This window comes from Pseudomonas sp. FYR_2, assembly GCF_043106425.1.
Taxonomy (GTDB): Bacteria; Pseudomonadota; Gammaproteobacteria; order Pseudomonadales; family Pseudomonadaceae; genus Aquipseudomonas; species Aquipseudomonas monteilii.
Map to the genome: position 1 here is coordinate 20,826 of NZ_JBICMM010000024.1, position 24,803 is coordinate 45,628.

General features: G+C 63.3%; 20 protein-coding genes. 6 read left to right on the forward strand and 14 right to left on the reverse strand.

Annotation, left to right across the window (positions count from 1 at the left end; genetic code table 11):
* Positions 1 to 3: 3 nt before the first annotated feature.
* The 6 genes from ACF8R4_RS11955 to ACF8R4_RS11980 all read right to left on the reverse strand — a co-directional run bounded on the left by ACF8R4_RS11955 (position 4) and on the right by ACF8R4_RS11980 (position 9,416).
* Positions 4 to 771 (reverse strand): SDR family NAD(P)-dependent oxidoreductase, encoded by a 768-nt coding sequence (locus ACF8R4_RS11955; RefSeq protein WP_060500522.1) that lies wholly within the window; start codon positions 769 to 771, stop codon positions 4 to 6.
* A 13-nt stretch (positions 772 to 784) separates the two neighbouring features.
* A complete protein-coding gene (locus tag ACF8R4_RS11960; RefSeq protein ID WP_060500519.1) occupies positions 785 to 2,431 on the reverse strand; it encodes an acyl-CoA synthetase in 1,647 nt (548 codons plus the stop codon).
* Between the two features lie 122 nt (positions 2,432 to 2,553).
* The gene (locus ACF8R4_RS11965; protein WP_392492479.1) at positions 2,554 to 6,999 is read right to left on the reverse strand and encodes an NEL-type E3 ubiquitin ligase domain-containing protein; all 4,446 of its coding nucleotides are present in this window, start codon (positions 6,997 to 6,999) and stop codon (positions 2,554 to 2,556) included.
* An 83-nt stretch (positions 7,000 to 7,082) separates the two neighbouring features.
* Positions 7,083 to 7,412, reverse strand: a complete 330-nt coding sequence (locus ACF8R4_RS11970; protein WP_125474438.1) for a hypothetical protein — start codon at positions 7,410 to 7,412, stop codon at positions 7,083 to 7,085.
* Between the two features lie 60 nt (positions 7,413 to 7,472).
* A complete protein-coding gene (locus ACF8R4_RS11975) occupies positions 7,473 to 8,495 on the reverse strand; it encodes an AraC family transcriptional regulator (protein WP_164524347.1) in 1,023 nt (340 codons plus the stop codon).
* Between the two features lie 57 nt (positions 8,496 to 8,552).
* A complete protein-coding gene (locus ACF8R4_RS11980; RefSeq protein WP_060500512.1) occupies positions 8,553 to 9,416 on the reverse strand; it encodes a LysR substrate-binding domain-containing protein in 864 nt (287 codons plus the stop codon).
* A gap of 112 nt (positions 9,417 to 9,528) precedes the next feature.
* On the opposite strand from ACF8R4_RS11980, the gene ACF8R4_RS11985 reads away from it, so the two are divergent.
* Together ACF8R4_RS11985 and phnX are read left to right on the forward strand one after the other, a co-directional pair.
* Entirely contained in the window at positions 9,529 to 10,635 is a 1,107-nt protein-coding gene (locus tag ACF8R4_RS11985) for a 2-aminoethylphosphonate--pyruvate transaminase (RefSeq protein ID WP_060500510.1), read from the forward strand.
* A 34-nt stretch (positions 10,636 to 10,669) separates the two neighbouring features.
* Positions 10,670 to 11,497: a phosphonoacetaldehyde hydrolase gene (gene phnX, locus ACF8R4_RS11990; RefSeq protein WP_060500508.1), complete on the forward strand. Its 828-nt coding sequence runs from the start codon at positions 10,670 to 10,672 to the stop codon at positions 11,495 to 11,497.
* 39 nt (positions 11,498 to 11,536) lie between these two features.
* Here phnX and ACF8R4_RS11995 read toward each other — a convergent pair whose 3' ends face one another.
* Positions 11,537 to 12,601 (reverse strand): AI-2E family transporter, encoded by a 1,065-nt coding sequence (locus ACF8R4_RS11995; RefSeq protein WP_104835202.1) that lies wholly within the window; start codon positions 12,599 to 12,601, stop codon positions 11,537 to 11,539.
* Positions 12,602 to 12,734: 133 nt separating this feature from the next.
* Here ACF8R4_RS11995 and yegQ point away from each other — a divergent pair, with 133 nt between their 5' ends.
* The 3 genes from yegQ (at position 12,735) to ACF8R4_RS12010 (ending at position 15,012) form a co-directional block, all read left to right on the forward strand.
* On the forward strand, positions 12,735 to 14,069 hold the full coding sequence (gene yegQ / locus ACF8R4_RS12000) for a tRNA 5-hydroxyuridine modification protein YegQ (protein WP_060500503.1): 1,335 nt from the start codon (positions 12,735 to 12,737) through the stop codon (positions 14,067 to 14,069).
* A 77-nt stretch (positions 14,070 to 14,146) separates the two neighbouring features.
* Positions 14,147 to 14,575: a DUF411 domain-containing protein gene (locus ACF8R4_RS12005; protein ID WP_060500502.1), complete on the forward strand. Its 429-nt coding sequence runs from the start codon at positions 14,147 to 14,149 to the stop codon at positions 14,573 to 14,575.
* Positions 14,575 to 15,012: a YqaA family protein gene (locus ACF8R4_RS12010; RefSeq protein WP_060500501.1), complete on the forward strand. Its 438-nt coding sequence runs from the start codon at positions 14,575 to 14,577 to the stop codon at positions 15,010 to 15,012. The genes ACF8R4_RS12005 and ACF8R4_RS12010 overlap by 1 nt, the downstream gene beginning before the upstream one ends.
* A 44-nt stretch (positions 15,013 to 15,056) precedes the next feature.
* On the opposite strand, the gene zapE is transcribed toward ACF8R4_RS12010, so the two are convergent.
* The 5 genes from zapE to ACF8R4_RS12035 form a co-directional block, all read right to left on the reverse strand.
* Entirely contained in the window at positions 15,057 to 16,163 is a 1,107-nt protein-coding gene (zapE, locus tag ACF8R4_RS12015; protein ID WP_060500499.1) for a cell division protein ZapE, read from the reverse strand.
* A gap of 39 nt (positions 16,164 to 16,202) precedes the next feature.
* The gene (locus ACF8R4_RS12020; RefSeq protein ID WP_186723370.1) at positions 16,203 to 17,348 is read right to left on the reverse strand and encodes a PQQ-dependent sugar dehydrogenase; all 1,146 of its coding nucleotides are present in this window, start codon (positions 17,346 to 17,348) and stop codon (positions 16,203 to 16,205) included.
* A gap of 22 nt (positions 17,349 to 17,370) precedes the next feature.
* Positions 17,371 to 17,688, reverse strand: coding sequence for a hypothetical protein (locus ACF8R4_RS12025; RefSeq protein WP_156867313.1), 318 nt, complete (start codon positions 17,686 to 17,688; stop codon positions 17,371 to 17,373).
* A gap of 143 nt (positions 17,689 to 17,831) precedes the next feature.
* A complete protein-coding gene (gene speB, locus ACF8R4_RS12030; protein ID WP_060500494.1) occupies positions 17,832 to 18,797 on the reverse strand; it encodes an agmatinase in 966 nt (321 codons plus the stop codon).
* A gap of 25 nt (positions 18,798 to 18,822) precedes the next feature.
* Positions 18,823 to 19,902 (reverse strand): polyamine ABC transporter substrate-binding protein, encoded by a 1,080-nt coding sequence (locus tag ACF8R4_RS12035; RefSeq protein WP_104835210.1) that lies wholly within the window; start codon positions 19,900 to 19,902, stop codon positions 18,823 to 18,825.
* 102 nt (positions 19,903 to 20,004) lie between these two features.
* Here ACF8R4_RS12035 and ACF8R4_RS12040 point away from each other — a divergent pair, with 102 nt between their 5' ends.
* Positions 20,005 to 20,895: a LysR family transcriptional regulator gene (locus ACF8R4_RS12040; protein WP_060500490.1), complete on the forward strand. Its 891-nt coding sequence runs from the start codon at positions 20,005 to 20,007 to the stop codon at positions 20,893 to 20,895.
* Positions 20,896 to 20,947: 52 nt separating this feature from the next.
* Here the strand turns inward: ACF8R4_RS12040 and ACF8R4_RS12045 are convergent, their stop codons facing one another.
* Both ACF8R4_RS12045 and ACF8R4_RS12050 read right to left on the reverse strand, forming a co-directional pair.
* Entirely contained in the window at positions 20,948 to 23,374 is a 2,427-nt protein-coding gene (locus ACF8R4_RS12045; RefSeq protein WP_392492588.1) for a TonB-dependent receptor, read from the reverse strand.
* A gap of 227 nt (positions 23,375 to 23,601) precedes the next feature.
* On the reverse strand, positions 23,602 to 24,726 hold the full coding sequence (locus ACF8R4_RS12050; RefSeq protein WP_060500485.1) for a sigma-70 family RNA polymerase sigma factor: 1,125 nt from the start codon (positions 24,724 to 24,726) through the stop codon (positions 23,602 to 23,604).
* Positions 24,727 to 24,803 lie beyond the last annotated feature (77 nt).

Sequence of the window (24,803 nt, forward strand, 5' to 3'; positions counted from 1 at the left end):
TCCTTACTTGGCTGCCATGCGCAGTGCGCCGTCGAGGCGGATCACCTCGCCGTTGAGCATGCTGTTCTCGATGATGTGACGGGCCAGTGCAGCGTATTCCTGTGGGCGGCCCAGGCGTGGCGGGAATGGCACACCGGCCGCCAGCGAAGCACGCACCTCTTCGGTCATGCCGGCCATCATCGGTGTTTCGAAAATGCCCGGGGCAATGGTCATCACGCGGATGCCAAAGCGCGCCAGTTCACGGGCGGCCGGCAAGGTCAGGCTGGCGATGGCGCCCTTGGATGCCGCGTAGGCAGCCTGGCCAATCTGCCCGTCATAGGCGGCAATCGACGCCGTGTTGATGATCACGCCACGCTCCCCACCCTCATCGGCAGACCCTTCGGCCATGGCCGCCGCAGCCAGTCGCAGCAGGTTGAAACTGCCGACCAGGTTGACGTTGATGACCTTGGCGAAGCTGGCCAGGCCATGAGGCCCCTGCTTGCCCAGCACCTTCTGCGCACCGACGATGCCAGCGCAGTTAACCAGCCCATGCAGGCTGCCAAAGCTGCTGACAGCCGCATCGACAGCCGCTTGGGCCGCCTGCTCGTCACTGATGTCAGCCACGGCGAAACGGGCGTTGTCACCCAGCTCCCGGGCCTTGGCCTCGACAGCCTGGGCATTGAGGTCGACCAGCATGACCTTGGCGCCGGCCTCGACCAGCATCTGCGCAGTCGCGGCACCCAGCCCGGAGGCGGCGCCGCTGACGATGAAGTGTTTGTTGGCTATCTGCATGATCGGTTTCCTTTCAGGCGCTGGCAGGGGTGGCCTGTTGCGCGTTTTGTTTGGCGACTTCCTGGTTACGCAGGATGAAGCGTTGCAGCTTGCCGCTCGGGGTTTTGGGCAGCTCGCTGACGAATTCGATTTCTCGGGGGTAGGCATGCGCGTACAGCCGCTGGCGTACGTGCTGACGCAAGGTTTCTTCCAGCTCGGCACTGCCGTTGTAGCCACTGGCCAATACCACGAACGCTTTGATCAGCTCGGTACGCTCCGGGTCGGGCTTGCCGATCACCGCCGCCTCGATCACCGCCGGGTGCTCGATCAGCGCGCTTTCCACATCGAACGGGCCAACCCGGTAACCGGAGGTGGTGATCACATCATCGCTGCGGCCAACGAAGCTGATGCTGCCGTCCTGGTTCAGCTCGACGGTGTCACCGCTGAGGTAGTACTTGCCAATGAAGGACTTGGTCGGCAACCCGTGGTAGCCACCGAACCAGCACAACGGCGATTGCTCACGGTCGACAGCAAGGATGCCCGGCTGGCCGGCCGGCAGTTCGTTACCCTGCTCGTCCACCACCACAATGCGGTGGCCAGGGATGGCAAAGCCGGCCGAGCCCAGGTGCACCGGGTGCTTCAAACCATGGTGGTTGCACAGCACCATGCCCAACTCGGTCTGGCCGTAGTGATCGTGAATGGTCACGCCCAGTTCGTCGGAGAACCAGCGGATCACCTCCGGGTTAAGCGGTTCGCCAGCACTGCTGACCACCCGCAGGCGGCCCTTGATCGGCGCCGAGAATTCATTGCCCGCCGCAATCAGCAAACGGTACGCGGTGGGAGAGCCGGCCAGGTTGGTGATGCCCAGCTTGTCGATCACCCGGGCACAGCTTTCAACACTGAACGGGCCATCGTAGAAGGTGGTGGCGTGCCCCAGTGACAACGGGCCGGTAACGGCGTAGTACAGGCCATACGCCCAACCCGGGTCGGCCAGGTTCCAGAAGTTGTCCTCTGGACGCAGTTCGATGGCATCGCGCATGTAGCCCTGGAACGCGACAATCGCCCGCAGTGGCACTTCCAATGGTTTCGCCGGGCCGGTGGTTCCGGAGGTGAACATCAGCAGGAACGGATCGTTGCCCGAGCGCATCACCGGCTCGCAGGCATCCGCTGCGCGCTCCAGGCATTGCTGGAAGTCCAGCTCACCGCTGCGGGCCCTGACGGTGATGATGGTCGGACAGGCCTGCACATCGTCCAGCTTGGCGCGGTTCTGGCTGTCGGTGACGACCACTCGGGCATGGGATTGCTCAAGCCGGTGCTCGATAGCCTTGGGGCCGAACGCCGTGAACAAGGGCTGGTAAACCGCCCCCAGGCGCCAAGTGGCGAGAATGGTGACCAGCAGTTCGGGCGTGCGCGGCATCAACCCGGCCACCCGGTCTCCGGCCCCCACCCCCTGCGCCTTGAGCACATTGGCAAAGCGGGCTGCCTGCGCCTTGAGCTGATCGAAGCTGTAGCGCGCGCTGTTGCCATCGCGGTCTTCGTAAATCAGCGCCAGCTTGCCGTTTCCGGCATGCCGATCACAACATTCGACACAGGCATTGAGGGCTTCGAGGTTGCCATGCAATGCCGCCGTAACAGCATTGGCATGGTCGAACGCACGGGCGGCCTCGGCGTAATCGCGCATCGTCAGACTCCTGGCTTCTTGTTTTTGGAGTTAAACCATCGGTCCAACGATGTTCGCGCCGCTCAAGCGCGGCGGCAATGGCCAAAGTTGTCAATCTGGATGACCGGTTTGGCCGCCACTCGTTACCCTTGCCCGCGCTCGGCTGCACGCAGGTAGGACTGGGTGAGCGCCACGACCAGGCGCTCGATATCGACGCCCTGTTGCTCTCGTAGTCGCGTTTGCTGCTGCTCAAGGGCCGTCGCCGACAAGGCAGGCCGCTGAGCCTGCAGCCGAAGCAGGCGCTGCGAGTAGTCTGCACGGATGGCATCAAACATGCGGCCATGCTGCTGGCGCAGGTAACGGTTCCAGAACGCGCGCTGACTCAGGCTATCGGCCAAATTCTCGAGGATCTGCGCGTGGTTAACCCGCCGAAATGCATCCTCTATCCGGGCCTGTGCAAGCGTGACAGCGTCGGGATAGCGCATGGCGTACGGCTGACCAGGCAGCTGCAAACGGCTGCGAAGGCGGATCCTGTAGGCAAGTCCCAATGCCAGTTCATCAACGGGCTCACCGGCGGCCAGACGCTGCCGGTAATCCTGGCGGGCAATTCCTTCCACCTGATCCAGCCGGAACAGTTGCCGGCCCAGTTCCAGCAGCTGGTTGCCGCTTTCAGGATTGACCGCGTTTGCCTCAGCCTGCGCCTGGCTGGCCTGTACCCTCAATTCACTGAACCGGCTGGCGACAGCATCCGAACACGACAGCGGCGCGTCAGCCCGTTCAAATATTCGCCGGCAGAGCACGGGATCGTTGTCCAGCGCGCCCAGCAGCACCCATACTCCGTCAACCAGCGCAACACGTCCGTCGCCAGCGCCCGTGTAGTCAGCCGTCATTTCCAGGCGAGCCAACAACCTGAAGAACCCACTGCTATTCGCTTGCGCCAGCAAACGCTGCCACAGGGCCTCTCGCGTCGCCCGAACCGCCGTATCGTCATGCTCGGCCAAGAGCGTGCGAGTCCGGGCCAGGTCAAATGTCCATGACGGCTCAGGCGAGTGCCGATGCTCCTCAATCACATCGAGCGCGTAAAATCTACGGAGCTGCATGGACGACAAGGGGTTGCGCTCTATCAGAATGGAACGCCGAAACGCATGAGGCATCTGCTGGATTTGCGCCGGCACCTCACGCAATTGGTTGTCGCGCAGGTCAGCACACTCAAGCAGGCCACACAGCTCCAGGCGTCGCGGCCAGGCGCCGAGACGGCAATGGCGCAGGTTCAGGTTTTTCAGTCGGGAGAGTTGATCGAAGCTCATGTCCAGCGCTTCCAGCCGGTTGTAGCTCAGATCAAGAAGCGTAAGGTTTGGCAGCCCATGCAGAATACCGATTGCCTGGGCGTCAAGCCGTAGCTGGTTACGCGCCAATCTGAGCGCTTGAATACCTGGGAGGTACGCAAGCCCCGTCGGCATGCGCATCAAACCGTTGTTGTTGAGATTCAGGTGCGTCAGTGCAGTGAAAGGACGAAGGAAATCGACCGGAATGTCAGTGACCAAGGTGTCGTTCACGCTGAGCAGGGTAATGCGATGGAAGTCGATTTGTGGTGGCAGTTCCGGCAGCGTACGCAAGTGCAAACCGCTCAGCGACAGGCGCTGCTCCTGTGTTTGCGCTTGACCGGTCGAGACAGGCTCGCCCTGCAATCGCCAGGCGCGCAATATGCTGTCGGCCGTCAACCTGCGTGCGGCTTGCCGCCCCTCCCCCAACTCGGCACTGACCCAGCGGTTCAGGTGCTGCATCAGCTGATCATGGTCATCCTGCAGCGCCACGAGGCGCTCCAGCACGGGCTGCGCGCTTTCCTGCAAACGCGCCAGCTCCACGTCAAGCGCGGCCTCATCCAGGCCAGGATAAAGCGATCGCAGCTGGTTACGAGCGATTGCCCGCTCATCGCGGGGCGCAGCTGAAGCGCGGCCACTGAGCGTGTAACCCACGCGCCCGTCCTCCAGGCGGCGCCCCGGATTGAACCAGGCACCTTGCTCCGGCCAACCGAGCATGCGTGCAATACCCCAATGGGTACCGGGTAACCGCTCCAGAAGCTGCGTACGCAGTTGGCCGGCCAAACCACTGCCCGTCAACTGCATCGCCGCGCGCTGTTCAGACGTGAGGGCGGCAACGAGTGCCTCGAAGATACAGCCAGGCTCGCCGGGCGGAGCCGCTTGTTGCTCACCTAACCCGTTGTAGACCTGAAACCTGCCTTCATGGCGAACCAGTACCCTTTCCGCCTCGCTCTGCCCGCCGCTACCGAGGTGCTTGACAGACCGCCCATCCAGCGCGCTGTCACGCAAGTCGATGTCGAGCTGGTCAAGCTCGAAGGAATCCAGCAACGCAAGGGCCAGCTCGCCGGTGACGTCACTATAGGCTGTACTCAGATACAACCCGGCCAGCCCCCGGTTCAACCGCGCCAGGCGCAGGAGCGAACGGGCGTGCTTCGCGCACGACAAAGGCAAGCGCTGCTCGACCCGCGCCATTTCGTGCTCAAGCTCACCTGCCTGGCCGACAAGCTCGTTTATGTAGGCGGCAGGCAGGCCGGGGAAGTCGCGCTTGACCAACAGGCTCAAGGGGCCTTGCACAAGCGGCTGGTCTGTCAGGTGGGCAAACAGTTGCGGGCGCAACTCGGCCTCGTGCGCCAGTAACGGCTCCAGCCCCACCCCAACATCTGGTCGGCCTTCACTCCAGGTCAACAGCTCACTGTCGGATGGCATCAATGCCTTCAGCCGAACGCGCTCGAAAAATGTCTGAATACGCGCATGTGCCTGGAAGGCGCGCAGGGTTTGCCCGAGGTTCACGGGGGCCGCTCGGTTCTCCACCAGCACCGCGCGTAACTCATCTTCATCCATATCAGCGACCCGCAGTATCTGCTCGGCCTGATGCGCATCGACAGCGGGATGCTGTGGCCACAACGCATCCAGCATGCGCGCAGGGTCCTGCCAGCCAAGCGGTTGCTCGCGCATTAGGCACCAGCCACGCTCACCGTTGTGCAACACGACCGGCCCGTAGCCACCCTCACCCGCGGCATGACGCAAGCGATAGGGGCCGCCAGGGACCGGCTGATGCACTTCGTGATAGCGCCCGTCGATACGAACCCAGCGACGCGCATCCTCACCATACCGTCCCTCTTCCAGCAGACCGATAGAGCCCGGCATGGAGCGATAATTCGCGGGATCGAAATGCCATAGCCGACCGCGCCCATTCCCAAGGCTTACCGGCTCAAGGCGCGCGACAAACGCACTGCGCACAAAACTGACCGCCGCCACTGTCGCAGCCGTGGCCGCCAAGGTCTCGGCCACCCCTAGCAAATGCTCCAGCGCTTCATGTTGGTGCCCGCTCGACCAGTCCCTTATCCCTTCGAACACGTCCGAGCAGGTCTGGGCAACCAACTGACCCAACAACAAGGCGCCCACGACGGGAATGAACAATCCGGCGAGGTTTATCAGGTCCAGACCCGCAGCCTTCCATTGCGCGTGTCTGGCGCTTATGGCCTGGCTATCAGCATCGGCGGTTGGTACCAGCAACAAGCGGGCATCATGCTTGACCCTTTGCACTTGCCGGGTAGCCAGTTCCGTGAAAATCCCCCCGCCCGGTGCCGTGCCTTCAAGCGCCAGGTCCGGTAGTGCATCCTTCAGGCGCTTGCCAAGGGTGCTGACAAACGCGGCGCGGTGCTCAATGCTGATCAGCTGCGTGAAGTACTGCCTATACGATGGCTCCTTCAACAGCGATGCCAGCCTGCTGTTCATGGATGGCGCATCATCGAAAAAACGCAGCGCTTGCCGAGGATCACTCGCCAGGTAAAGGACGATGCCCCGTTCATTCCCTGCCTTGTCACGCAGGCGAATCAGCAACCCATCGGCCACAGGTTGCCCTAGCGCCTTCAGCAGCATGGGGTCGCCCGTCAACCCTTGCTGTCGGTGCGACTTACCGTGGTCCACCACCTCACGCAAGGCGATCTGTACATCGGCGCTTATGTTTCCCTGCAAAGCTGCAATTTCGGTGGCCAGTTTCAACCCCGAACGTTTGTCTGCAGCCAGCATCGCTTGAGTAGCCGGATGAAAGATCCTTTCCAGCTCGTCCTGATATTTCTGGCCAACGTCCAGATCGCGACAAGCCGCAATCAATGCGTCCAGCGATGCATTCAAGGGCTTATCGCTGCCGGGCAGAACCAGCCCGGTACCTATGTAATAGCTTGTATTCGCAGCGAAGTTGCGCATCAGCCGCAGCAACCCGTTTTCACGTGTCTGGCTGTACGCGTACGTCTGCTGCAATGTGCCTGGCAGAGTGCCGAACCGCGGAGCAACCCTCAGCCATTCGAGCTGGGCAAACGCCTGCCCATCAGGCAACGGTGCATCCAGCAGTGCCAGCAGGTGTTTCTCGGCAAACGGCTGGAGCGGCAGTAGCTCGACGGTGAGCCCACGCAGGCGCGCCTGGCTGGCATGATGCGCGTTCAGGCTGGTACGCAAGGTATTGATCTGGCCCTTTGAAGCACGTTTGAGCCACTCAGGTAATCTGGCAGCCATGAATTGATCGTGGCCAGTCGCGTTGGTGGTCATGGTTGGTTCCCCAGCTATTGGACGAAGCCAACCATGTTGCTCAACTGCCTGACCAGGATGCAGAGGGAACGGGTGCGGGCAGCTCAGACGCCTTGGTGCGGCTGCCCCTGCAACGGCAGGTTCAGTTCCTGCTCGGTAAGCTGCAAGGCAAGCGCCTCGAACGCCTGTTCCGTTTCCCGTTTAAGCTGCTCACAGCGGTGCACATACTCACCACTGCCGGGCTTCCTTTTCCTGACCCAGGGTATCCATCCGCGTGTCGAAATCGTCGGAGATACGCGCATACGCCTCGGGATACCTGGCACCCAGGTACGGCGCCCAGAAAAATGTGCCGTCATGCAGGCCCGCAGCAACGCCAGTGGTTTTGGTCCGGCACCCCTCAGCCAGGCGGGCAACTGCTCGGCGATATCATGCATGATTCGACCTGCCACCTTGCCCTTACCGCTTGCCGCGCTACAGCCGGAAGCGTTAGTCCCTCAGTGCCCTGCCCCGCGCGCCTGAATCAATGCCCGATAATGCCCAGGGTTGCAGCCAAACCATTTGCGAAACGCCTTGTAGAACGAACTGTTGTCGGCAAACCCCAACTGCTCGGCAAGCTCGCCCATGGCCACGTCTTCCCGGCTTAGCCAGGCGATCGCCAACTCTCTGCGTACACTGTCCTTCAACCCCTGGTAGTTCTGCCCCTCTTCGGCCAGGCGCCGGCGTAGAGTCGAAGGCGACAGGCACAGCTGCCGTGCCAGGCTGTCGGCATCTGGCCAATGTTCAGGGGCCAGGCCCAGCAGGTCGGTACGTATGCGTCGCCCGAGGCTGGCCGGATCACGGTACTTGACCAAGATATTGCCCGGCGCTTCGGCAAGAAATCGCTGCAGTTCCTCCTCGTTGCGCTTCAGCGGCAGGTCAAGGCACGCCGAGGCAACGATCATGCGTGTGCGCGGGCGCTCAAAATGCAGGTTTTCCGAAAACATCACCCGATAGTCGTCACAAAAGGGTGGCTCGGCACAACGCAGGTCAATGCTCAGGATCGGGATACGCCGCCCAGCCAGCCAGCACGCCACCCCATGCACGATCATCCAGAACGTGAAATAGGTGAACGCGCGGCGCGGTTCGTCACGCGGCTCATTGATGACAATCTCGGCCAGACCTTCCTGGCGCACCAGGCTGGGCTGCATGTCCTGAAGCATCAGCGAAAGGAATGCCAGCGCGGTTTCCAGCCCCGCGCCCAAGGTCGGTTGGCCCATGCTGGCACGGCACATGAACGCCAGGCTGCCACTGCGAAGGCCGCGTGGGTCCATGGCGAAGAACTCGTCGTTGCAGCGGCGTGCCAGCAGGCGCCACAACCGGGCATAGGACTCTGCACTGACACGCGCCTCTGGCAATTGCAAGTGTTCAACGGCGATTCCCGCCCGGGCCAGCAAGGCGCTATCGGGCTCACCGGCGGGGCAGGTCTGCAACAGCGCTTCACGAACCAGCTGCATGGAAATAGTGTCTTTTTCGCTCATCGACGGTCCTGTCGGCGGGTTGCCGGCCATCTTAGGCCGCCTTGCTGAAAACAGCCATCACAGCCCCACCGCCAGGCCCAGGAACGCCTGGATCAGGCGCAATTCGCGACGGCGCTCCAGGCAACCGATCAGGTGTTGGTTGACCAGGCCCTCGCCAGACAATGGCCGTGCCACCACCCGCGGATCATTGGCCACTTCTGTAGAAGAAACAACACCAATACCCAGCTCCGAAGCCACCGCCTCGGTCACCGCCTCACGGCTGTCCAGTTCCAGCAGTACACGCGGCTGCACGCCCGCCGTGATGCAGGCTTTGTCGAAGGTGCGCCGCGTGGTGGAGCTGGGCTCGCGCAGCACCATGATCTGCTGGTGCAGTTCGGCCAGGGGCAAATCGCCGTCGCCGTGGGCCCAGCCATGCCCCGCAGGCAACAAGGCACACAGGCGTGATTCGCAGAGGTTCTGCAGGTACAGGCCCTTGCGCGGCTCGATCTCGGTCAGCACCGCCACGTCGGCATGCTCGGACAACAGCGCAGCCAGCGTCTCCTGAGCATTGCCCAGCCGCAAGTTGACAGTGATGCCGGGGTAGCGCTCACGCAGCTGCGCCAGCATGGGCATGACCCGGTGCGGGCCATCGGCCGCCACCTCCAGCCGCCCGGTCAGCAATTGCCGGTTGGCTTCGAGCATGGCCTGTGCTTCTTCGGCGAGGCCGAACATGGCGCGGGTGATGGCCGCCAGCCGGGTGCCCTCTTCGGTCAATTCCACCCGCCGTGCGGTGCGCCGCAGCAAGGTGATCTGGTAGTGCTCCTCCAGCGCCTTGACGTGCCCGGTCACGGCCGGCTGGCTGATGAACAGCCGCTCGGCGGCACGGGTAAAGCTGCCCTCGCGGGCCACGGCATCGAAGGCGCGGAGCTGGAACAGGTTCATTTCTATCGGCCTGACTTATAGCTGAGATAACAACAAACAATTTGATTGATAGCAGCGCGAATTGCAACCTAGGCCCCGTCGTTTCAGCCCACCGCTTGTGAGGAATAACGGAATGAGCAACGCCCCGATTCTGCTGACCCCAGGTCCACTGACCACATCAATCCGCACCCGCCAAGCCATGCTGGTGGACTGGGGCTCCTGGGACCGCGATTTCAACCAACTGACGGCCAGCGTGTGCGAGCAGCTGCTGGCGATCATCGACGGCAGCGCCAGCCACCACTGCGTGCCCCTGCAAGGCAGCGGCACCTTCGCCGTGGAAGCGGCCATCGGCACTCTGGTACCACGCGATGGCAAGGTTCTGGTGCTGATCAACGGCGCTTACGGCCAGCGTCTGGCAAAAATCTGCAAAGTGCTGGGCCGCACGTACAGCACCTTCGAAACCGCCGAAGACCAGCCAACTACCGCCGCTGATGTCGACCGCCTGCTGGCTGCCGACCCGTCCGTGACCCACGTGGCATTGATTCACTGCGAAACCAGCACAGGCATCCTCAACCCGCTGCCCGAGATCGCCCAGGTCATCAAACGCCACGGCAAACGCCTGATCATCGATGCCATGAGCTCGTTCGGCGCCTTGCCAATCGACGCCCGCCAAATCCCCTTCGAAGCACTCATCGCCGCCTCCGGCAAGTGCCTGGAAGGCGTACCCGGCATGGGCTTCGTCTTCGCCGAAAAAGCAGCCCTGGCCGCCGCCGAAGGCAATGCCCACTCGCTGGCCATGGACCTTCACGACCAGCACGCCTACATGGCCAAGACCGGTCAGTGGCGCTTCACACCGCCCACCCACGTGGTCGCGGCCCTGCATGAAGCACTGCAGCAATACAACGAGGAAGGCGGCCTGCCAGCGCGCCACCAGCGCTACGCCGACAACTGCAAGACCCTGCTCGACGGCATGGCTGCCATCGGCCTGCGCAGCTTCCTGCCGGCCGAGATCCAGGCGCCGATCATTGTCACGTTCCATGCACCCAACGATGCCCGCTACCAGTTCAAAGACTTCTACGAGCGGGTCAAGGCCAAGGGTTTCATCCTTTACCCAGGCAAGCTGACCCAGGTCGAAACCTTCCGTGTCGGTTGCATCGGCGTGGTCGGAGCCGACGGCATGCAAGCCGCCGTGAATGCCGTGGCCCAAGTGCTGCGGGAAATGGAAGTGCTGGACATCTGACCCCTTTGCCCACCCGACTTCAGGAATTAGCCACATGAACTACAACAACCCTACCCAGCTGCAAGCCGCCATCCTCGACTGGGCCGGCACCGTGGTCGACTTCGGCTCCTTCGCGCCGACCCAGATCTTCGTCGAGGCGTTCGCCGAATTCGACGTGCAAGTGACCATCGAGGAAGCCCGAGGCCCGATGGGCATGGGCAAATGGGACCACATCCGCACCCTGTGCGACGTACCGGAAATTGCCGAGCGCTACCGCAAAGTGTTCGGCCGCACCCCCACCGACGATGATGTCACCGCCATCTACAACCGCTTCATGCCGCTGCAGATCGAGAAAATCGCCGTGCACTCGGCATTGATCCCTGGCGCCCTGGAAACCTTGACCAGCCTGCGCCAGGACGGCCTGAAGATCGGCTCCTGCTCGGGTTACCCGAAAGTGGTGATGGACAAGGTGGTGGAGCTGGCCGCGCAGAATGGCTACGTGGCCGACCATGTGGTAGCCACCGATGAAACCCCGAACGGTCGCCCATGGCCAGCCCAGGCCTTGGCCAATGTGATTGCCCTTGGCATCGACGACGTAGCGGCCTGCGTGAAGGTGGACGACACCGTGCCGGGCATTCTCGAAGGCCGACGCGCCGGCATGTGGACCGTGGCCCTGGTGTGCTCGGGCAATGCCCTGGGGCTGACCTGGGAAGGCTACCGGGCACTGAGCGCCGAGAAGCTGGAAAGCGAGCGCACGCGCATCCACGCACTGTTTGCAGGCTCCCGCCCGCACTACCTGATCGACACCATCAACGAGCTGCCCGAAGTGATCGCCGACATCAACCGGCGCCTGGCCAAGGGTGAAATGCCGCAATCTTTCTGATCCGGCCAGTGGGGCTGCTTTGCAGCCCCCGTGCACGTTCTACTGCGGCAACTGCACTTGCGGTTTGGTCGAGGCAAAGATTGCCCAGCTGGACACGAACAGCGCCGCAATCAATGGCCCGATTACGAAGCCGTTGAGCCCGAACACTGCCAGCCCACCCAGCGTCGACACCAGGATCAGATAGTCCGGCATACGCGTGTCCTTGCCCACCAGGATCGGCCGCAGCAGGTTGTCCACCAGGCCGATCACCAGCACACCGAACGCGCTCAGAATCACCCCCGGCAATATGGCCCCGGTCAGTAGGAAATACGCTGCAACCGGCGCCCAGACGATGCCAGCGCCCACTGCCGGCAGCAGCGACAGAAACGCCATCAGCACCGCCCACACCAACGCACTGGGGATATCCAGCGCCCAGAAGATGAAGCCGCCCAGCGCCCCTTGGGTAATGGCCACCAGCACGTTGCCTTTCACCGTCGCCCGCACCACCCGGTTGAATTTCAGCTGCAAACGGCGCTTCTGGTGTTCGGGCAGTGGCACGGCCAGGCGCACACGGCGGGCCACCTCGGCGCCTTCTCTCAGGAAGAAGAACAGCAGGTACATCATGATGCCAAAACTGATCACGAACTCGAATGTACCCTGACCGAAGCTGAACGCCTGGCTGGCCAATACCTGGCTACCCTGGGTTGCCCACTTGGTGATTTTTTCGCGCAACCCGTCGAGGTTGCCCATGCCTATGTTGTCCAGGCCATGCTGGGCAAACGCCGGGAGCATGTCCTTGCCACGCTCGATGTAACCGGCGATGTCCAGTTGCCCGCTTTCGATACGCTGGTACAGCGTGGCCCCCTCCTGCACCAACAATGCACTGGTGATGATCACCGGCAGGATCGCCACCAGCAGGCACACCAGCGTCGTGGTGGCAGCGGCCAGGTTGCGCCTGCGCCCAAAGCGGATCAGCAGGTGCCGCTGCAGCGGGGCAAACAGAATGCCCAGTATCACCGCCCAGAAGATCGCACCGTAGTAAGGCAGCAATATCCAGAAAAAGGCGATGGTCACCAGCGCCAAAAGTACGGCCAGGGCTTTGTTCTGTAGCGCAGCTTCGTTCATCGCAGGTCCTCGAATGGCTTCTGGGATATTAGTGCGCGCCGCTTGGGTAAAAGTGCCACCACTCCCTTGATGTAAATCAATACGTGTATTTTCCGCCGGCTATAGCATCCGCGCCTTTTGCCCCGGTGCGCACATGAACCCGACCGCCAAGCCCGAACTGCTGGCCCCCGCCGGCACCCTCAAGACCATGCGCTATGCCTTTGCCTACGGTGCCGACGCAGTCTATGCAGGACAGCCGCGCTACAGTTTGCGGGTGCGTAACAATGAGTTCGACCATGCCAACCTGGCGCTGGGCATCCAGGAGGCGCATGCGTTGGGCAAGCGCTTTTACGTGGTGGTCAACATTGCCCCGCACAACGCCAAGCTCAAGACCTTCCTCAAAGACCTGGCGCCCGTGATCGACATGGCGCCGGATGCACTGATCATGTCCGACCCCGGCCTGATCATGCTGGTGCGCCAGCACTTCCCGCAGATGCCGGTGCACCTGTCGGTGCAGGCCAATACGGTCAACTGGGCCAGCGTGCAGTTCTGGCAGCAACTGGGCCTGAGCCGGGTCATCCTGTCACGCGAGCTGTCGCTCGAAGAAATCGAGGAAATCCGCCAGCAGGTGCCGGGCATGGAGCTGGAGGTGTTCGTCCACGGCGCCCTGTGCATGGCCTACTCCGGCCGTTGCCTGCTGTCGGGCTACCTCAACAAGCGTGACGCCAATCAGGGTACCTGCACCAACGCCTGCCGCTGGAAGTACGACGCCACGCCGGCCACCGAGAACGCCACCGGCGACATCGTACGCGAAGTGCAGCCCACCCTTGGCCTGGGAGCCCCGACCGAGCAGGTGTTCCTGCTGCAGGAAAGCAACCGCCCCGGCACTGAAATGCCCGCTTTCGAGGATGAACACGGCACCTACATCATGAACGCCAAGGACCTGCGTGCCATCCAGCACGTCGAGCGCCTGGCCACCATGGGCGTGCATTCGCTGAAGATCGAAGGGCGCACCAAGTCGCATTTCTACTGTGCCCGCGCGGTGCAGTCGTATCGCCAGGCCATCGACGACGCGGTGGCCGGGCGGCCGTTCGACCGCACCTTGATGGGCAACCTGGAGTCCCTTGCGCAACGAGGCTACACCGAAGGGTTCCTGCGCCGTCACGTACACGATGAGTACCAGAACTACCAGCGCGGTAATTCGGTCTCGGAGCGCCAGCAGTTCGTTGGCGAGCTGACCGGCGTGCGTGTCGATGGCCTGGCCGAGGTCAAGGTGAAGAACCGCTTCGCCGTGGGTGACCACCTGGAGCTGATGACCCCGCGCGGCAACTACCACTTCGACCTGCACCGCCTGTGCAACCGCCAGCAGCAGGCCATCGAGGTGGCGCCGGGCGATGGCCATGTGGTGTACCTGCCCATTCCGGAGCAGGTCGCGCTCGAGCATGCTCTGCTGATGCGCGACCTCGGTGCCGACGAGGCAGCAAGCTGACAGTAGTGTAACGTGCAACTCAGCGACCAGCCGCTTACGCTATGCTGCTGAACCCATGCTGGAAGGAGTGCTTTACCATGCTGCGCAAACACCTGCTGACCCTGGGGCTGCTGGCCATCACCGGCCTGGCCCAGGCCGCCGAGACCATCGATGTCTACCGTGACCCCAACTGCGGCTGCTGCAAGGCCTGGATCAGCCACCTGCGTGACAACGGGTTCACCGTCAATGACCACGTCGAGCCGAACATGAGTGCGGTGAAGCAACGCCTGGGCGTGGCGCCACGCCTGGCGTCGTGCCACACGGGGGTGATCGACGGCAAGTTCGTCGAAGGCCACGTTCCGGCCGAGCAGGTACGCCTGCTGGCCAAACGCAATGACCTCAAGGGCCTGGCCGTACCGGGCATGCCCATGGGTTCGCCAGGCATGGAAATGGGTGACCACAAGGACGCCTACCAGGTTATTGGTATGACCCAGGATGGGCAGGACACCGTGGTCGCCACCTACTGATGCTCAGCCTGTGGGCGCTGTTTCTCAGCGCCTTTGGCGCCGCCACCCTGCTGCCGCTGCAATCGGAGGCCGTGCTGGTCGGCCTGTTGCTGCGCCAGCCCGAGGCCTGGGCGACCCTACTACTGGTGGCCACCTTGGGCAACGTGCTGGGTTCGGTGGTGAACTGGCTGTTGGGCCGGGCCATCGAGCACCTGCGCGACAAGCGCTGGTTCCCGTTCAGCGCAGCCCAGCTGGCGCGTGCGCAGGAGCGCTACCAGCGCTGGGGCCAGTGGTCGCTGTTGCTCAGCTGGATGCCAGTGATCGGGGACCCGCTGACGCTGATCGCCGGGATCATGCGCGAACCGTTCTGGCGCTTTCTGCTGCTGGTCACCCTGGCCAAGGCTGGCCGCTATGCAGTGCTGGCGATGATTACCCTGGGCTGGTTTCACGCCGGCTAACACTGAACCCGTGCGGTGGGGCCGCTTTGCGGCCCTTGCACCATTCAGCCAAACCGCTGCAGTTGCATCTCCCGCAGGCGGCTGAGGGTTCGTTGGTAGGGAAACGCCAGATACCCCTGCGTATACAACGCTTCAAGCGGTACCTGCGCCTCCAGGTACAACGCCACCCGGCGGTCGTAGCACTCGTCGACCAGGGCAATGAAGCGGCGCACTGCGTCGTCCTTGGGCGACAGTGCCGGCAGCTCGCGATCACCGGCCACCACCCGTGCGGCAGCATCTTCAGTGCCACGGGCAATGCGCCCGGCCCGCTGCTCGCCACCCAGCGCAGGAATGCCCGACACCAGGACGGCGGGATAACGATCGCACAGGGCCATGAACTCCATGGCTGCCAGCGGTTGCTCACACAGGTCGGCGAAACGGCACCAGATCGCCTGCTCGCTGCGCCGCACGACTTGAATGTGCCTGGAGCCAATAACCAAGGGCTGATCAGTGCCGGCGTCATCCGGGCTAAGCTGGCGGAAAACCTCGGCCAACTGGCTGGTCTGCCCCACTTCGGCCACCCAATAGCGCTGCCGCGCTGCACCAGGGTGCAGGCGGTGGTCCTGTTCGCCCGCCACTGGCAGCACCTGCATATGCCGCTGGATAGCGGCGATGGCCGGCAGGAACCGCTCGCGGTTGAAGCCGTCGCGGTAGAGCTGCTCGGGTGGCTGGTTGGAGGTGGCGACGATCACCACGCCCTGGTCGAACAGCACCTGGAACAGGCGGCCGAGGATGATCGCATCACCGATGTCGTTGACGAACAATTCGTCGAAGCACAGCACGCGGATCTGCCCGGCCAGTTCCCGGGCCAAGGCCAACAGCGGGTCGGCCGTGCCGTTCAGCTGGAACAGGCGCTGATGGACCCAGGCCATGAAGTGGTGGAAGTGCTGGCGCAGGCTGGGCAGGCGCAGGCAGCGGTGGAACTGGTCCATCAGCCAGGTCTTGCCGCGACCGACCGGGCCCCAAAGGTAGATGCCCTGGGTGGAGCGGCCCTGTTCGACGGCCAGGAAGCACGCTTGCAGCGCCTCGACGGCGCGGGCCTGTGCAGGGTCGGCGACATAGCCCTGAGTGGTCAGGGCTTGCTGGTAGAGGGATTGGGGATCTATGGCCATAACGAATTCTACACGGCTAACGCTATCCGTGTAGGAGCGTCAGTTGGCCAGGCCTACCTTCAGCAACGCGCCGTCCTTGTCATCGGTCAGCACATACAGGTACCCATCCGGCCCTACCCGCACATCGCGGATGCGGGCCTTCAGGTCCCCCAGCAGGCGCTCTTCATGCACCACCTTGTCGCCGTCCAGCTGCAAGCGAATCAGCTCCTGCGTTGCCAGCGCACCTATGAACAGGTTGTGGTCCCAGGCCTTGAACGTGGGGCTGTCGTAGAACGCCATGCCGCTGATGCCTGGCGACTTCTCCCACACATGGTGTGGGTCGACCATGCCGTCCACATGCTTGCCCTTGGCCTCGGGGATCGGCAGGAGCGAGTAGTTGATGCCGTGGGTCGCAATCGGCCAGCCGTAGTTCTTGCCGGGCTCGGGGATGTTGATTTCGTCGCCACCTCGCGGGCCGTGCTCGTGGGTCCACAGCTTGCCGGTCCATGGGTTGAGCGCGGCGCCTTGCTGGTTGCGGTGGCCGAACGACCAGATTTCCGGTCGCACGTTGTCGTTGCCTACAAAGGGGTTGTCCTTGGGTACATCACCATCGGGAAGGATGCGCACGATCTTGCCTTGCAGCTTGTCCAGGTCCTGGGCAGTGGGGCGCTGGTTGTTCTCGCCCAGGGCGATGAACAGGTAGCCGTTGCGGTCGAACACCAGCCGCGAGCCGAAGTGGTTACCCACCGACAGTTTGGGCTGCTGGCGGAAGATCACGGTGAAGTTTTCCAGCCGGGCCCGGTCTTCGGACAGCTGGCCACGGCCGACCGCGGTGCCGGCCTTGCCGTCACTGCCCTCCTCGGCATAGGACAGGTATACGGTACGGTCTTTGTCGAACGCCGGCGACAGCACCACATCCAGCAGGCCGCCCTGCCCCTCGGCCCAGACCTTGGGCACACCGCTGATCGGCGGGCCGACCTTGCCTTCGGCGTTGACCAGCCGCAAATTGCCGGCACGCTCGGTCACCAGCATGTCCTTGCCGCCCGGCAGAAATGCCAACGCCCAAGGGTTGCGCAGGCCGTCGGCCAGGGTACTGACTGTCAAGGTGCCTTCTTCACTGCGAAACTGTTGCTCGGCCGCCGCCTGTGCCAACAGGGGCATGAGTGCGGCGGCGGTCACGGTGACCAGCCAGGTTGCTCTGGGCATGCAGGATTCCTTTCGTATGGGCTTAGGGCGCACGCGTGCTGTCGCGCGGCGGCCGGGTAGGTTCCAGGTTCGGGGTTTGCTGCTGGCGGCGCAGGTTGTCGCCATTGCCAATGCCCCGGTTGTCCAGGCTGGGCGTGCGTTGGTACGGGTCGGTGGAGGGGCCACGCACGGGCGGCGCGGTAGGCATGCTGCCTTGGCGGCTGTTGGGGTTGGCGCGCTGGATCGGGCTGTTGTAGGGGTTATTGTTGCCGGCAGCGAGCTGCAACGGTGGCTGCGGAGCAGCGTGCGCGGGCAGGCACAAGGCCAGGCCAAGCGCCAGGATGGGCAATGACGGGTTCATGCTTCACCTCCTGTACGAAAATGCCGCGCCTTGGGGGTTTTGATAGCCTAAGGCGCGAAGGGTTCGCGGCAAAAGTGTGAATGCGGGTCGAGTTGATTCCTGATATTTCAGTATGGACCTTGAGGCCGCTTCGCGGCCCCCGATTACTGGCCTTTGTCTACCTTGTGCCGCGCCGCATACAAGCACAGCATCTCCATCGCCAACGTCGCCCCGGCCAATGCGGTGATATCGGCATGGTCATAAGCCGGTGCCACCTCCACCAGGTCCATGCCCACCAGGTTGATACCACGCAGCCCGCCCAGAATTTCCAGCGCCTGCACCGTGGTAAGCCCACCACACACCGGAGTACCCGTGCCAGGCGCATAGGCCGGGTCAAGGCAGTCGATATCGAACGTGAGGTACACCGGCCGGTCGCCCACCCGCTGACGAATTGCCGCAATGATCGCCTCGGTGCCCTGGCGGTGTACCTGCCGGGCATCCAGGATGGCAAAGCCCTGGCTGTCGTCGTTGGTGGTGCGCAGGCCGATCTGCACCGAACTGCCCGGGTCTACCAGGCCTTCACGGGCGGCATGCCAGAACATGGTGCCATGGTCGATTCGCTTGCCCTCCTCGTCCGGCCACGTATCGCTGTGGGCATCGAAGTGAATCAGCGCCAGCGGGCCATGGCGGCGAGCGTGAGCTTTGAGCAGCGGGTAGCTGATGAAGTGGTCGCCGCCCAAGGTGAGCATGGCGCAACCGGCCTGAAGGATGTGCTCGGCATGGGCCTCGATGCTGTCCGGCACCGACTCCGGCGTGCCGCTGTCGAAGGCGCAGTCGCCGTAGTCGATCACTGCCAGGTGGTCGAACGGGTCGAACGCCCACGGCCAGTGCCGGGCCCAGGCCTGCTGCACCGAGGCAGCGCGGATCGCGCGCGGGCCAAAACGTGCGCCAGGGCGGTTGCTGGTGGCGGTATCGAACGGCACACCGCTGACGACCACATCCACACCACGCAGGTCGCGGCTGTAGCGTCGGCGGGAGAAACTGGTAATGCCGGCGTAGGTACTTTCTGCGGCAGTGCCGTACAGGCTGTCGCGGGTCATCGCCTGGTCATTGCTTGCGGCTTGGTCCACGGTCGGGCTCCTGGGTTGTTATGCGTTATTGCCGGGTGCGGAAGGCCGTCCACAGGCGGTTGCGCTGGCGCAGGTCGGACAGCGCCATGCTGCGGTCGGCGAACAGCCGCTGGCGCACTTCGGCCGGCGGGTAGATGTCGGGGTCGTTGCGCACCGCTTCGTCCACCAGCGGCGTGGCCGCCCGGTTGGCGTTGGCAAAAAACAGCGTGTTGGTCAGCGCAGCCACCGACTCTGGCTTGAGCATGAAGGCGATGAACGCACGCGCTGCCTCGGGGTGCGGGGCGTCTTTGGGGATGACCAGGTTGTCCTGCCACACCAGCGTGCCTTCCCGGGGAATACGGTAAATCAGCTCGAACGGCTTGCCGGCACGGCGCGCCTGGTCGGCGGCCATCGCCGCATCGCCGTTGTAGGTCAGCGCCAGGCACACACTGCCATTGGCCAGGTCGCTGATCTGCCGGCCATTGGCGACGTAGCTGATCGAGGGTTGTAGTTGGCTCAGCAGGCGCTGCGCAGCCGCCAGATCATCCTTGCTCTGGCTGTACGGGTCCTTGCCCAGGTAGTTGAGGGCCACGCCAATCACCTCCTGCGGTGAATCGGGCATGGCAATGCCGCAATCCTTAAGGCGGCTGGCGTATTCGGGCTTGAACAGCAGGTCGAGGCTGTCCAGCGGCACATCACCCAGGCGCTGGCGCACCGCTTCCACGTTCACACCCAGGCCCAAGGTGCCCCAGGTGTACGGCACAGCGTGGCGGTTCCCGGGGTCGGCCTCGGCAAGCTTGGCCAGCAGGTCCTTGTCGAGGTTGCTGTAGCCGGGCATGGCCTGGGGGTCGAGCGGTTGCAGGGCGTTGGCCTTCAGCGCCCGGGCCAGTACGGTCGACGATGGCACCACCACGTCGTAGCCACTGCCACCGGTCAGCAGCTTGGTTTCCAGTACTTCGGTGGTGTCGAAGGTGTCGTAGCGCACCTTGTAGCCGGTTTCCTGCTCGAAGCGCTTGAGGGTTTGCGGGGCAACGTAGTCGGCCCAGCTGTAGAGGTTGACGACCTTTTCTTCGGCTTGCAGCGGCAAGGCCAGAACCAGGGACAACAGGCACAACGATCGACGCATGGCGGACACCTCGGCAAATGGGTGGATGCCGCGAGCATGCCAGCCGGGTTACATTGCAGGAATGGCAAGTTTGCAAAGCTGACATTCAACAGGAGCAATGTAATGCTCGGACAAGTGCACGACCCCGACCTGCACCTGCTGCGGCTGTTCGTCACTGTAGTCGAGGCCGGCGGCTTCAGCGCCGCACAAGGCGTGCTAGGCCTGAGCCAGCCCACTATCAGCCAGCGCATGGCACAGCTGGAAGCACGCCTGGGTTATCGCCTGTGCAGCCGGGGCAAGGGTGGCTTTCACCTCACGGAGAAAGGCACGTTGCTATTGGAGGCGGCGCGCGGGCTGCTGCTGAACATCGAGCAGTTTCGCCAGCAGGCCAATGGGGTTGCCGGGCGGTTGCTGGGGACCGTGCGCATCGGCATGGCGGAGAACCAGGACAAGGCGGTGAGCCTTAAGCTGGCCGCAGCCATTTCGGCATTTCGCACACGAGAGGAAGCAGTGCAACTGGAACTGATCAGTGCGCCGCCAGCGGAGCTGGAACGGCTGTTGCTGGAGCAGCGGCTGGACTATGCCATCAGCTACTTCTCCGGCAACCAGGCGGCCTTTGATTACCAGCCACTGTTCGAGGAGCGACAACGGCTTTATTGCGGGAAGCAGCATGTGCTGTTTGGTGTTAAGGACGTTGAACATGAGCGGCTGCTGGACATGGATCAGGTGTGCCACCCGTACCGGTTTCTCAAAGGCGGCGAACCGTTTCAGAGCCGGCGCAGCATGGCCGTGGCGGAGCAGATCGAGAGCGTGCTGACGTTCATTTTGTCGGGGCGGCATATTGGCTATCTGCCACGCCATTGTGCGCTGGGGTGGGAAGCCGAAGGGTTGTTGTGGGCGCTGGACCCGGGGCTGGATTTTGTGGTGCCGTTTACCCTGGCTCGGCACCGGGCACAAGCGGTGGGCGAGGCCCAGCAGGCGTTTGCGCAGGATTTGCTGGCCGCGTTTGCCTGAACCGGCCTCTTCGCGGGGTCACCCGCGAAGAGGCCAGAACAGACAACATCAATCAGTAAGCCATGCTCCAGGTCAAGGTGTAGGTACGCCCACGCCCTTGATAGTCATACAGATACGCCGGCCCATAAGTCGGCGAATAGAACAACGTCGCACGCTGGCCCCAGACCGTGCTGTACTGCTTGTCCAGCAGGTTCTGGATGCCGGCGCTGAAGGTGCCGAAGCCGGTGTCCTGGCTACCCAGCAGGTCGAAGGTGGTGTAGCCGTCAATCTCGTGGTCGGCATCGTCCTTCAGGCTGAAGGCATGGTTGGCCTGCAGCCGCGCACTGCGGCCATCGCCCTTCCAGCCGACAAATGCAGTGGCCTTGGACAACGAGGCATACCGGGCATCACGCTTGATCCAGCCACCGTCGGCAGCCTCTTCCTCGGAGCGCGTCAGGTGCAAGGTACCACCCGCCTCCCAGCCGGTCTGGAAATGCCGGGTCAGCTCACCTTCAAAGCCAAAGTCGCGGCTCTTCTGCTCTTCCACGTTGATGGTCAGCGTTTGCGAATCGACGTTGATGATCTTGTCCGACCAGATGTAGTACAGCGCCGCCTGGGCATCCCAGTCCAGATCTGCATAGCGCCAGCCCAGTTCCACCTGGCGGCTCTTGATGCCGGCCAGCGGGTTGTCGGCCACACTCAGGCCTGGCTTGCCGTAGTACTTGGCCGGGTCCGGCAGGTCGAAGCCTTCGCCGTAGTTGGTCCACACCTGATGGCCGTTCTTGAAGTCGTAAATGGCACCGACGTTGAACAGGTTGACTTGGTAATCGTTGCTGCCGCCCGGCACGCCCTTGAAGTCGCTGACGTCCACGTCCATCTGCTGGCGGCGGGCGCCGCCGGAGAAGGTCAGGTTATCGGTGGCATGCCAGTCCAGCTGGGCGTACGCCGACACACCATCAACCCGGTAGCTGGGATAGCGCGCGGCCTTGCTGTCCTTCTCCATCTCCAGACCGCCCGACTCGGACGAAGTCAGGGCATTGAACGTGGTCTGCTCGGCGTTGAAACGCTCACGGTCCAGGTCGACGCCGTAGGTCAGCTTCAGCGTGTCCCACTGCTTGGCGAACAGGCCCTTGAGGCTGGTGACCTCGAAGTTTTGCTGCGAAGCGGCGAAGTACACCCCGCGCGACCCGGTGGGCGTGGCGCGGTTGTAGTAGGGGAACGGATAGAAGTTGTCGTCTTCCTTGCGGTACGAGGCCTGCAGGTAGAAGTCCTGGCCCAGCACATCGGTGTGGTGGTAGTTGGCGTTGAGCAGCAGGCGCCGGGTACGCGGCTCCAGGTCGGACGAGTAGCCGCTGCGCAGTTCGGCATCTTCCAGGTCGGACGGTGCGTTGTAGTTGAGGTTGGGGAAGTAGATACCCGTGCTGCCGTGGTTGCCCGAGTCGTAGTACTGGGCCAGCAGGTCGAGGCTCTGCTGGTCGTTCAATTGCAGGCCCAAGGTACCGAGCACATCGAGGGTGCGGTTGTACTGCAGGTCGGTCTGGGTGTTGTCGATGAAAATCTGGTCGCCGGCACCGTCGTAGAAGGCTTCGTTCTGCTCACCGGAGATACCCAGGCGGGCATTGACCCGTTCGTTACCGCCGCTGATCGACTGGGCGAAGCGGGTGGCCAGGTCATCGCTGTTGTTGAAACCGCTGCTGGCACCCAGCTGTGTTTCGAAGCGCGCCGGGCCGGGCTCGCCCTTCTTGGTGACGATGTTGATAATGCCGCCGGTGGCTCCGCCGCCGTAGATGGCGCTGGCGCCAGACAACACTTCGACACGCTCGACGTTGAACGGCGAAATGCTGTCGAACTGGCGCGACAGGCCACGCGAGCTGTTCTGGCTGACCCCGTCGATCATCACCAGCACGTTGCGCCCGCGCATGTTCTGGCCGTAGTTGGTGCGCCCTTCCGGCGCCAGGTCGAGGCCGGGTACCAGCTTGCCGATGGCTTCCTTCAGGCTGACGCCGCTGTCGATCTGTTCGCGCAATTGCTGCTGGTCGACTACCCAGACCGTGCCGGGGATTTCGCTGATTGCAGTGCTGGTACGCGAGGCCACGTTGACTTCGATCGGCTTGAGGTTGACCGCCTGCGGCGCAGCCTCGGCCTTGCGCAGGGTGACCGTGCGGGCATCGCTGAACTGCCAGCCCATGCCGCTGCCGGCCAGCAACTGCTGCAGGGCCTGCTCGACGTTGTAGCTGCCGTGCAACGCAGGGCTGGCCAGGCCTGCAACATCGCCCGTGGTGTACAACAGGTGCAGGCCGGCCTGGTCGGCGAAGGCAGTCAGGGCCTGGTCCAGCGGCTGGGCGGGCAGGTCGAGCTGAACCTGACGGGCCTGGACCTGGGCCTGGTCGGCAGCGGTCGACGCCCATGCCGACAACGGGCCGGCCAGCATGGCCAGGGCGCTGCAGGACATCAGGGCATGGTGAAGTGAACCGCGACGGCGGTGCAGGGGCTTGAGCATCAGAGGCACGAATGAGCTTCCTGACAAGTCGTAAATGAGAATGGGTTGCTGATCAGTCCCACTACGACGATCTGGCTTGCAGGAACTTGCAGTCGCAAATGGAAATTATTTTTCCTGTACCGGCCCCTTCGCGGGCAAGCCCGCTCGCACAAGTACATCACAGTCCTTGAATTCTGTGGCGTACCTGTGGGAGCGGGCTTGCCCGCGAAGAGGTCGGCACAGGCTGGTCAATGAACCACGGCCAACCACGGCAGGTAGGTCACCTTCAGGCCATACCGCTGCTCCAGCGTGCGCAACAGCGCCTCCGGCTCGTCAAGGTCAAACACCCCGCTCACCTCCATCGCTGCCAGCTTGCTATCGGACAGCACAATCCGCCCATGCCGGTAACGCTCAAGTTCCGCCAGCACCTGCCCCAGCGGCTTGCCGTTGAAGATCAGCTTGCCGCGCTGCCAGGCCATCTGCGTTCCGGCATCGGCGGCTACCACCAATGAACGTTCGCCAACCTTGGCCTCACCACGCGCCAGCACCACACGGCCATCGCGGCGCACGCTGAACGTGGCTGCACCACCCTGCACACGCTCACCCGCCGTCTCGACCACAAACGGCCGCGCCTCATCAGCGGTCTCGAACAGGGCCTCACCGGCATCCAGCACCACCCGGCGTTCGTGCGCGTTGAACACCACGCTCAGCGCACTGGCGCTGTTCAATGTCACCCGCGTGCCATCCGCCAGGGTGATCACCTGCCGCTCGCCCACTGCAGTGTGGTAATCCGCCAGCAGCATCGGCGCCTGTTGCCAAGCCGCCATCGCGGCGACCAGCAACACCACGGAGGCCGCCACACCCGCCTGTTTGAGCCAGTCGCGGCAATGGCGCAAGGCTTGGCCGATGTACTTGGCCACCATGCTCTCGGAAACCCCCAGCCGCTGTGCAATCTGCGCCTGGGTCAGGCCTTCGACGCGGTTCAGCAACAACGCCTGGCGGGCATTGTCGGGCAGTTTCAGCAGCGCATCGTCAAGAATTTGCAAGCGCTCCCGGGCCAGCAACATCGCCTCGGGTGCTGGCGCCGGGCAGGCCAGTTCCGCTGCCCCGTCACAGTCGTCATGGCTGGCCGCCAGGCGCTGTTCGCGGCGCAAGGCATCGATTGCCAGGTTGCCGGCCACGCGGAAGATGAAGCTGCGCGCATGCAGCACCGGCAGCGCTTGCTCATCGATCTTGACCAGCTTCAGGTAGGTTTCCTGGGCCACGTCGGCGGCGCGCTGGCGGTCGCTCATGCGCCGGGTCAGAAACTGCAGCAGGTCGTCGTAGTGCTCCTGGAAACTCGCCAGCAGCCCCGACACGGGTGACGTCAGCATGGGTTTGGGAACAGCCAGTAGGAGGAGTTATCGGGCGTTAATGAGAAACAGTATCTTTCATCCTGTGGGGCACTTTC

Bases quoted from the DNA above. Each gene is read 5' to 3' on its own strand.
- ACF8R4_RS11955 (WP_060500522.1), bottom strand. From the start codon at position 771: ATGCAGATAGCCAACAAACACTTCATCGTCAGCGGCGCCGCCTCCGGG.
- ACF8R4_RS11960 (WP_060500519.1), bottom strand. From the start codon at position 2,431: ATGCGCGATTACGCCGAGGCCGCCCGTGCGTTCGACCATGCCAATGCT.
- ACF8R4_RS11965 (WP_392492479.1), bottom strand. From the start codon at position 6,999: ATGACCACCAACGCGACTGGCCACGATCAATTCATGGCTGCCAGATTA.
- ACF8R4_RS11970 (WP_125474438.1), bottom strand. From the start codon at position 7,412: ATGCATGATATCGCCGAGCAGTTGCCCGCCTGGCTGAGGGGTGCCGGA.
- ACF8R4_RS11975 (WP_164524347.1), bottom strand. From the start codon at position 8,495: ATGAGCGAAAAAGACACTATTTCCATGCAGCTGGTTCGTGAAGCGCTG.
- ACF8R4_RS11980 (WP_060500512.1), bottom strand. From the start codon at position 9,416: ATGAACCTGTTCCAGCTCCGCGCCTTCGATGCCGTGGCCCGCGAGGGC.
- ACF8R4_RS11985 (WP_060500510.1), top strand. From the start codon at position 9,529: ATGAGCAACGCCCCGATTCTGCTGACCCCAGGTCCACTGACCACATCA.
- phnX (WP_060500508.1), top strand. From the start codon at position 10,670: ATGAACTACAACAACCCTACCCAGCTGCAAGCCGCCATCCTCGACTGG.
- ACF8R4_RS11995 (WP_104835202.1), bottom strand. From the start codon at position 12,601: ATGAACGAAGCTGCGCTACAGAACAAAGCCCTGGCCGTACTTTTGGCG.
- yegQ (WP_060500503.1), top strand. From the start codon at position 12,735: ATGAACCCGACCGCCAAGCCCGAACTGCTGGCCCCCGCCGGCACCCTC.
- ACF8R4_RS12005 (WP_060500502.1), top strand. From the start codon at position 14,147: ATGCTGCGCAAACACCTGCTGACCCTGGGGCTGCTGGCCATCACCGGC.
- ACF8R4_RS12010 (WP_060500501.1), top strand. From the start codon at position 14,575: ATGCTCAGCCTGTGGGCGCTGTTTCTCAGCGCCTTTGGCGCCGCCACC.
- zapE (WP_060500499.1), bottom strand. From the start codon at position 16,163: ATGGCCATAGATCCCCAATCCCTCTACCAGCAAGCCCTGACCACTCAG.
- ACF8R4_RS12020 (WP_186723370.1), bottom strand. From the start codon at position 17,348: ATGCCCAGAGCAACCTGGCTGGTCACCGTGACCGCCGCCGCACTCATG.
- ACF8R4_RS12025 (WP_156867313.1), bottom strand. From the start codon at position 17,688: ATGAACCCGTCATTGCCCATCCTGGCGCTTGGCCTGGCCTTGTGCCTG.
- ACF8R4_RS12035 (WP_104835210.1), bottom strand. From the start codon at position 19,902: ATGCGTCGATCGTTGTGCCTGTTGTCCCTGGTTCTGGCCTTGCCGCTG.
- ACF8R4_RS12040 (WP_060500490.1), top strand. From the start codon at position 20,005: ATGCTCGGACAAGTGCACGACCCCGACCTGCACCTGCTGCGGCTGTTC.
- ACF8R4_RS12045 (WP_392492588.1), bottom strand. From the start codon at position 23,374: ATGCTCAAGCCCCTGCACCGCCGTCGCGGTTCACTTCACCATGCCCTG.
- ACF8R4_RS12050 (WP_060500485.1), bottom strand. From the start codon at position 24,726: ATGCTGACGTCACCCGTGTCGGGGCTGCTGGCGAGTTTCCAGGAGCAC.